Genomic DNA, 7,283 nt, shown 5'->3' with positions numbered 1-7,283 from the left:
GAATAATTGGATGGGGGGATTGTAATGGATGCAAAAACATGTAATGAATCAAGAGTAGTTAGAACGAGCCGGGTTTTTCCGAATGATGTGAATAACCACAATACCATGTTTGGCGGAAAACTGATGAGTGATATCGATATGACTGCTTCAATTTCAGCTGTAAGACACTGCAGAAAAGAAGTTGTCACTGCCTCAACCGATTCTGTCGACTTCTTAAGCCCGATTACACAGCAGGACTCGGTATGCCTGGAATCATTTGTCACATGGACAGGCAGAACATCGATGGAGATATTTGTTAAAGTCATTGCGGAAAACCTGTTAACCGGTGAGCGAAAAATAGCTGCTACCGCCTTTTTGACATTTGTCGCACTGGACGAAAACGGCAAACCATCACCTGTTCCAGGCATTATTCCCGAAACGGAAGAAGAGAAAAAGCTGTATGAAACCGGAAAGGAACGAGCGGAAAGACGGAAAATGCATCGGAAAAGCAGCAAAGAACTGGCAAGTTATTTTACGACAAGAAAACCTTGGGAGTAAAAGGACTGACATGAAGACTCAAGTAAGGAATTCACTTGGGTCTTTTTTTAATCCTCTAATACTTTACCATAATAAAATTTTTCATTGACAAAGGATTAAAGTGGGCTTATGCTGAGATTAAGATAATATTCTAGAAAAGTAAATGACCGCATCGAGAGGAGTAAGCATCATGGGCAAATCGAATAAATTAGGGTTTTGGCTGTTAACAGCTCTGGTCGTTGGAAATATGGTTGGTTCGGGTATCTTTATGCTGCCGAGATCATTATCAGAGGCGGCAAGTCCTGCTGGTGTTATGGCTGCATGGGTACTGACGGGCTTTGGCGTTTTGATGATTGCCCTTGTTTTCGGAAATCTTGGGATGCGCAAACCCGAAATGACAGGCGGACCGCAAATCTATGCAGGAGGCTTGTTTAAACCGGGGTCACCTGCCGCTATTTTATCCGGTTTTATGGCCACTTGGGGTTACTGGATCGGGAATATTGCCGGGATTGTTGCCGTTATAACTACTTTTGCCAGCTATTTATCAACGTTCTTTCCAATTCTTACGAGCAATGCCAAGTGGTTTTCCATTGGCGGATTCACGTTAAAAGTCGGAAATGGATGTACCTTTATTCTTTGCACGATCATGCTGTGGGGAATTCATTTTGTGATCATGCGAGGGATGGAAAGTGCAGGAAAACTAAATTTTCTCGCGACAGCAGCGAAAGTCGCAGGGTTCTTTTTGTTTATCATTGTCGGGGTGTTTGCTTTCCAAAAAAGTAATATTACGCCGTTTGTGGCATCCCGTTCTGATGCAGCAGGACATACCCTTGGATTGATCCCGCAGGTCAATAATGCTGCCGTAAATACATTATGGGCGTTTATCGGGATTGAATCCGCGATGGTGTTTGCCGGACGGGCGAAAAGAAGCACGGATGTAAAATGGGCAACCATTCTTGGTTTGTTCATTGCCCTGGCAATCTATATAGGGATCAGTGTACTTGCCATGGGAATGCTCGAACAGAAAATATTGATTCATTCAAACAAACCATTAATTGATGCAATTCAAACGGTGTTAGGACCAATCGGCGGTAAAATTCTTGCTGGAACTGGCTTAATCAGTTTATTTGGCTCTACGATCGGCTGGGTCATGTTAAGTGCTGAAGTACCGTATCAGGCGGCAAAGCAGCGATTATTTCTTCCTGGCTTTAGTAAAGAAAATAAAAAGGGCTTGCCGGTATTTTCCCTTCTATTGACGAATGGCATAGGGCAGCTGTTTATTTTTTCAACAGTTTCCAAATCAATTTCCGGGGCATTTGACTTTATCGTGTTGATCGCCACTTTAGCTTACTTAGTACCCTATTTCATTTCATCTATTTATCAGCTTAAATTAGTCATTACCGGAGAAACGTATCAAGGTGGAAGATCAAGAATTATCGATGGGGTGATAGCTTTCTTAGCCACGATTTATTCGTTATGGGTTATTATCACTGGCACAGCTGATATGAAAACCTTTATTTACGGTGTTCTGTTATTGGCTAGCGGTTTGCTATTCTGTCGCCCATTAATGAAAAAACCGGTAAAAGCTGAAAATAAAGAAGCTCTATCAGCATAATTTTTTACCCGTCAGTGAATCTGTCGGGTTTTATTTTTTAAAATGGGGGAAAATAACCGTAAATATTCTTTGACAGAAGAAAAATCATGTATTAAGATTATTAAATCCAACAAGAACAATACGAATTGGGGGAATTGGAATTGAAGAAAATATCAGCTATAGTCGCACTCGTTTTAAGTTTTATGGTGGTATTGTCCGCTTGCGGAAAGGCAAGTGACAATAAAGCAGATAAGAAAACCGGAACGAACCAGGCTGCCGGCGGTGATTTATTGAAACAAGTAAAGAATGCCGGTGTGTTAACAATTGGAACGGAAGGTACATACTCTCCATTTACCTTTCATGATAAAAACGGTAAGTTAACAGGTTTTGATGTGGATCTTGCGCAGGAAGTTGCAAAACGTCTTGGTGTTAAAGCCGTTTTTAAAGAAACCCAATGGGATGCAATGTTTGCCGGACTTGACGCGAAACGCTTTGATATGATTGCCAATGAAGTAGGGATTCGTCCGGATCGCCAGAAAAAATATGATTTCTCTGATCCATATATTACTTCATCAGCTGTCTTGATTACGAGAAGCGATAACAATAGTGTAAAATCATTTAATGATATTAAAGGGTTAAATTCTGCTCAGTCGCTGACCAGCAACTATGCGGATATGGCAAAGAAGTATGGTGCCAAAATTGTCGGTGTGGATGGTTTTGAGCAGGCAATCGATCTCTTGGGGCAAAAGCGTGTTGACGTAACGATCAATGATAAAATTTCTTTCTTAGATTATAAAAAACAAAAGCCAAATGCACCGGTGAAAATTGCCGCTACCAGCCCGGATGCATCACAAAGCGGGTTTATGTTTAGAAAAGGTTCCAATACATTGGTGGATGCTGTAAACAAAGCATTAAAAGATATGATTGCCGACGGAACTTACAAAAAAATCTCTATGAAGTGGTTTGGTCAAGATGTACTTAAGTAGTATCTATATTGAGCCAAAATACATTGATATCGCAAAAAGCTCCCTTCAGCCAATGCTGGAGGGAGCTATTGTGAATACGATTCCTTTGACTCTCATTTCATTTATAATTGGCTTGATTCTGGCTGTTTTAACAGCTCTCGCCCGGATTTCGAATATTAAATTTTTGCAAATCATTGCGCGAATCTATGTATCCATCATTCGCGGAACGCCATTATTGGTTCAGTTGTTTATCATATTTTACGGACTGCCCAATCTTGGTGTCACGCTTAATCCTTTTCCTTCCGCCGTTATCGGGTTCTCCCTTAGCGTTGGAGCGTATGCGTCTGAAATTATTCGCGCTGCCATCCTATCGACTCCAAAAGGGCAATGGGAGGCAGCATATTCGATTGGAATGTCCTATTCCCAAGCTTTAAGAAGAATCATCCTGCCCCAGGCAGTAAGAGTTTCTGTACCGCCATTATCTAATACGTTTATTAGTCTTGTGAAAGATACATCGCTTGCATCACTCGTCCTAGTAACGGAGATGTTTCGCCGTGCGCAGGAAATTGCTTCGCAAAATTATGAATTCCTATTAGTTTATTCAGAAGCTGCCCTGCTCTATTGGATCATTTGCTTTTTTCTTTCTATTATTCAGCAGTTCTTGGAAAAACGGATGGACAGGCATTTGGCATAATTTAACCTTTTAGAAGAAGGAAGTTTTTATCATGATTTCAATTAAAGGATTATATAAACAATTTGATCAGTTAGAAGTGTTAAAAGGAATTGACCTTGAGGTTGAAAAAGGCAAGGTTGTTGTGATCATTGGGCCATCAGGCTCCGGGAAAACAACGCTCCTTCGCTGCCTGAACGTACTGGAAACACCGACAAAAGGTGTGATTTCCATTGAAGGAAACAGTCTTGATTTTTCAAAAAATGTTTCGAAAAAGCATATTGCCTCCTTTCGCCGTTTAACCGGGATGGTCTTTCAAAGCTATAATTTGTTCCCGCATAAAACCGCCATTGAAAATGTTATGGAGGGCCCCATCATTGTGAAGGGGGAAGGCAAAGCATCCGCTAGGAAAAAAGCACAAGGCCTGCTTGAAAAGGTTGGCCTCGGAGATAAAATGACTTACTATCCAGCTCAATTATCGGGCGGGCAGCAGCAGCGCGTCGGCATCGCCCGTGCGTTGGCGATGGAACCAAAGGTCATGCTGTTTGATGAACCGACTTCCGCGCTTGACCCTGAACTGGTAGGTGAAGTACTGAAAGTGATGAAGGACCTTGCCCAGGAAGGAATGACGATGATCGTTGTCACTCATGAGATGCGTTTTGCCCAGGAAGTAGCAGATGAAGTAGTGTTCATGGATGGGGGAGTCGTTGTTGAGCGGAACAAACCGGAAGAAATCTTCAACCATCCGAAAGAAGAGCGGACGCGGAAATTTTTGAATATGTTGCAATAAAGTGCTATAGCCATAGGCTGTGGCACTTTTTTTGCCTATTTATTTAAAATGGAATGGATTTTTGTAGAAGATCCACCGGAATTTGTAGAAGTCTGCTTTTGTTTTATAGAATAGTTCTTTAAATTTGCAGAATATGACTTGAAAGAGCTGATCGAAACCTATGCGGGTAAATCAAATATCAAAAGAGACGTAAATGAAGAATAAATAAGAAAAACCGGGCTTGCCCGGTTTTTCTTATGGAGGATGGCCAGATATCAACGAAAACTAACTAAAATCTCCCTGTGAATTGAAAGTATAGTACAACCAGTCCCAGAATCCATACATAAATTGCAAATGGTTTTAAAGAGTGCTTTTTCAAAAAGCCGATCATCCATCTGACCGCAACATAACCGAAGAAGGCGGATGAGACGATTCCGACAATCAGTGCTGATAAAGAAATTTCTTCACCGCCTCCGCTTAACAAATCTTTGGTTTGCAAGAGGCAGGCGCCGGCGATTGCCGGTGTTGATAATAAAAAGGAAAAATAAGCTGCTGTTTCACGGTCCAACTTCCGCCAAAGAGCTGCTACGATCGTTATTCCGGAGCGGGAAATTGCCGGGAAGATGGCCGCCGCTTGAAACAAACCGATAATAAAAGCATCCAGATAATTGATGTTGTCCATTTTTTTGTGTCCATTTTTTACTGAATCTGCAATCCATAGAAAAATTCCCGTAATTAAAAATTCCCAGCCAATCGTGACCCCTGTTTTAGAAATTTCTTCAAAATAATCTTCAAAAAGCAGACCGATCACAACGGCTGGAATAGTACCGATAATTAATAAATACGTTAATCTACTGAAAGGATTTTTAATCATTTGCACAAATTCATTCTTATAAAATATCAGCACGGCTGCCAAGGTTCCGATATGCAGCATGGTATCGAGCAAAAGTCCCGCTTCCTGCAGGCCAAATAAATTTCTTCCTAAATAAAGATGTCCGGTGCTTGAAATCGGCAGAAATTCCGTTAACCCCTGAATCATTCCTAAAATCAAAGCTTCAAGTTTTGTTAACATAGAACCCTCTCACTCTCATAAATTAGTAAGCCTGTCTCTTCAAACATATGCAGAAAATAGGAATCTCATGAAATGCACTTGAGAAAAATAAGTGTAAGTATACCATTTCCTACAATGAAATAGTTCCAAGGGAGTTATGTAAAAATACCCTTCCTCTATTTAGAAGTTGTACTTTCTCTTGATTAAAAATATAATGAATGAATGTACAAGTTTTTTGTAAGGTGGAGACTGTGAATTGACTTCAAACAGAAACACAACTTCTAAAATTGACTATAGTCTTGTGTTTATCTTGTTATTACTGTTTTTGGCGAGTTGTATTGCGATATATAGTGCCCAAATGAGCGGGCAGTACCATGAAAATTTTTTAATAAAGCAAATTATTTGGTATGTGGTAAGCGCCCTGATCATTGCTGGAGTGATGACGCTTGATTCAGATCAATTGCGGAAAATTTGCTGGTATGCATATGGATTTGGGATTTTCACGCTTATTTTAATCATTGTTGCCCCTACAAGCATTGCCCCAGTCATCAATGGTGCAAAAAGCTGGTTTAAAGTTCCGGCGCTAGGCTCATTGCAGCCATCCGAGTTTGTCAAGGTATTTGTGATTTTGGCACTTGCCAGGGTTATCGATGATCACCACCAGAAGAATCAACTTAAAACTCTTTCAACTGATTTTTGGCTATTGCTTAAGCTGGGAATTGTTACAATGGTTCCGGTCGCGCTCATTATGAAACAGCCAGACTTGGGAACATCGCTTGTTTTTATCTCGATTCTATTAGGAATGTTGTTAATTTCTGGAGTGAGTTGGAAGATTCTCATCCCTATATTTACTGGCTGTATTGTGATGGCTGGAACGGTTTTTTATTTCGTTCTCTGGCAGCCAGATTTATTGGAAAAATATCTCGGTGTTAAGCAATACCAATTTGGTCGTATCTATTCTTGGCTCGATCCGTACAATTACCAGAGTTCGGAAGGATATCAGTTGACGAAATCGATGCTGGCAATAGGCTCGGGACAAACAATTGGAAAAGGACTAGCAAAACGGGATGTTTACTTGCCGGAAAGCCAAACAGATTTTATTTTCAGTGTAATTGGTGAGGAATTCGGTTTTATTGGAGCTAGTGTGCTGATTAGTTTATTTTTCTTGTTGATTTACCATATAACAAAAGTCGGCATGGAAACGAAAAATAAGTTTTATACGTATATATGTGTTGGGATTATCAGTATGATTACCTTTCACGTTTTCCAAAATATCGGCATGACAATTGGTGTGTTGCCGATTACCGGTATCCCTCTGCCGTTTATCAGCTATGGAGGGAGCTCGCTAATGGGAAACATGTTGGGGATCGGCTTGATTTTTTCCATTCGTTATCATTATAAAAAGTATATGTTCTCGGCCGGAGTGTAGTAGCATATTATTAGGCAGGTGGTGTCAAAATGGAGTCCGAATTTCAGGAGCAGTTTGAGGCATTATTGGAAAAATACAGTGAACTTCTTGTCGGTGATACAAGCAGCGATGTGAAGGAAAAAGTAAAAACTTGGGCGTTATACACCCATATCGGCAAAACCATGCCTGCTTTAATCCAGCATTGGAGTACCCTTTATCCCGATGCCCGAGAAGAGATGAAACAAATCATTCAAGAAATTAAACAGCTGAATGAACAACACCGGAAATCGATGAAAAAATAAGGAGGCTG

At 40.6% G+C, this 7,283-nt stretch carries 8 protein-coding genes; 7 read left to right on the top strand and 1 reads right to left on the bottom strand.

Annotated features, from left to right (window positions below; translation table 11 throughout):
• The first annotated feature begins 24 nt into the window (after window positions 1–24).
• From BFU02S_RS13910 to BFU02S_RS13890, 5 genes are all read left to right on the top strand, one after another.
• Complete coding sequence (locus tag BFU02S_RS13910) at window positions 25–537, top strand: acyl-CoA thioesterase (protein ID WP_066371802.1); 513 nt, start codon at window positions 25–27, stop codon at window positions 535–537.
• Window positions 538–706: 169 nt separating this feature from the next.
• Window positions 707–2,131 (top strand): amino acid permease, encoded by a 1,425-nt coding sequence (locus BFU02S_RS13905; protein WP_066371800.1) that lies wholly within the window; start codon window positions 707–709, stop codon window positions 2,129–2,131.
• Window positions 2,132–2,271: 140 nt separating this feature from the next.
• A complete protein-coding gene (locus BFU02S_RS13900; RefSeq protein ID WP_066371798.1) occupies window positions 2,272–3,096 on the top strand; it encodes an amino acid ABC transporter substrate-binding protein in 825 nt (274 codons plus the stop codon).
• Window positions 3,083–3,769 (top strand): amino acid ABC transporter permease, encoded by a 687-nt coding sequence (locus BFU02S_RS13895; RefSeq protein WP_066371796.1) that lies wholly within the window; start codon window positions 3,083–3,085, stop codon window positions 3,767–3,769. Before BFU02S_RS13900 ends, BFU02S_RS13895 begins: the two co-directional genes overlap by 14 nt.
• Window positions 3,770–3,800: 31 nt before the next feature.
• Complete coding sequence (locus BFU02S_RS13890) at window positions 3,801–4,535, top strand: amino acid ABC transporter ATP-binding protein (RefSeq protein WP_066371795.1); 735 nt, start codon at window positions 3,801–3,803, stop codon at window positions 4,533–4,535.
• Window positions 4,536–4,803: 268 nt separating this feature from the next.
• Here BFU02S_RS13890 and BFU02S_RS13885 read toward each other — a convergent pair whose 3' ends face one another.
• The gene (locus tag BFU02S_RS13885) at window positions 4,804–5,586 is read right to left on the bottom strand and encodes an undecaprenyl-diphosphate phosphatase (RefSeq protein WP_066371793.1); all 783 of its coding nucleotides are present in this window, start codon (window positions 5,584–5,586) and stop codon (window positions 4,804–4,806) included.
• 235 nt (window positions 5,587–5,821) lie between these two features.
• Here BFU02S_RS13885 and rodA point away from each other — a divergent pair, with 235 nt between their 5' ends.
• Window positions 5,822–6,994: a rod shape-determining protein RodA gene (gene rodA, locus BFU02S_RS13880; RefSeq protein ID WP_066371791.1), complete on the top strand. Its 1,173-nt coding sequence runs from the start codon at window positions 5,822–5,824 to the stop codon at window positions 6,992–6,994.
• Window positions 6,995–7,023: 29 nt separating this feature from the next.
• Window positions 7,024–7,275 (top strand): DUF2573 family protein, encoded by a 252-nt coding sequence (locus BFU02S_RS13875; RefSeq protein WP_066371788.1) that lies wholly within the window; start codon window positions 7,024–7,026, stop codon window positions 7,273–7,275.
• Window positions 7,276–7,283: the final 8 nt, after the last annotated feature.

This window comes from Neobacillus fumarioli NBRC 102428, assembly GCF_001591485.1.
Lineage (GTDB): Bacteria > Bacillota > Bacilli > Bacillales > Cytobacillaceae > Neobacillus > Neobacillus fumarioli.
Note: the sequence above shows the minus strand (reverse complement) of the source record. Positions and strands in the feature narration are given on the sequence as shown.

Excerpts from the sequence above, each read along its gene's own strand:
- BFU02S_RS13910 (WP_066371802.1), top strand. The coding sequence starts at position 25 with ATGGATGCAAAAACATGTAATGAATCAAGAGTAGTTAGAACGAGCCGG.
- BFU02S_RS13905 (WP_066371800.1), top strand. The coding sequence starts at position 707 with ATGGGCAAATCGAATAAATTAGGGTTTTGGCTGTTAACAGCTCTGGTC.
- BFU02S_RS13895 (WP_066371796.1), top strand. The coding sequence starts at position 3,083 with ATGTACTTAAGTAGTATCTATATTGAGCCAAAATACATTGATATCGCA.
- BFU02S_RS13890 (WP_066371795.1), top strand. The coding sequence starts at position 3,801 with ATGATTTCAATTAAAGGATTATATAAACAATTTGATCAGTTAGAAGTG.
- BFU02S_RS13885 (WP_066371793.1), bottom strand. The coding sequence starts at position 5,586 with ATGTTAACAAAACTTGAAGCTTTGATTTTAGGAATGATTCAGGGGTTA.
- BFU02S_RS13875 (WP_066371788.1), top strand. The coding sequence starts at position 7,024 with ATGGAGTCCGAATTTCAGGAGCAGTTTGAGGCATTATTGGAAAAATAC.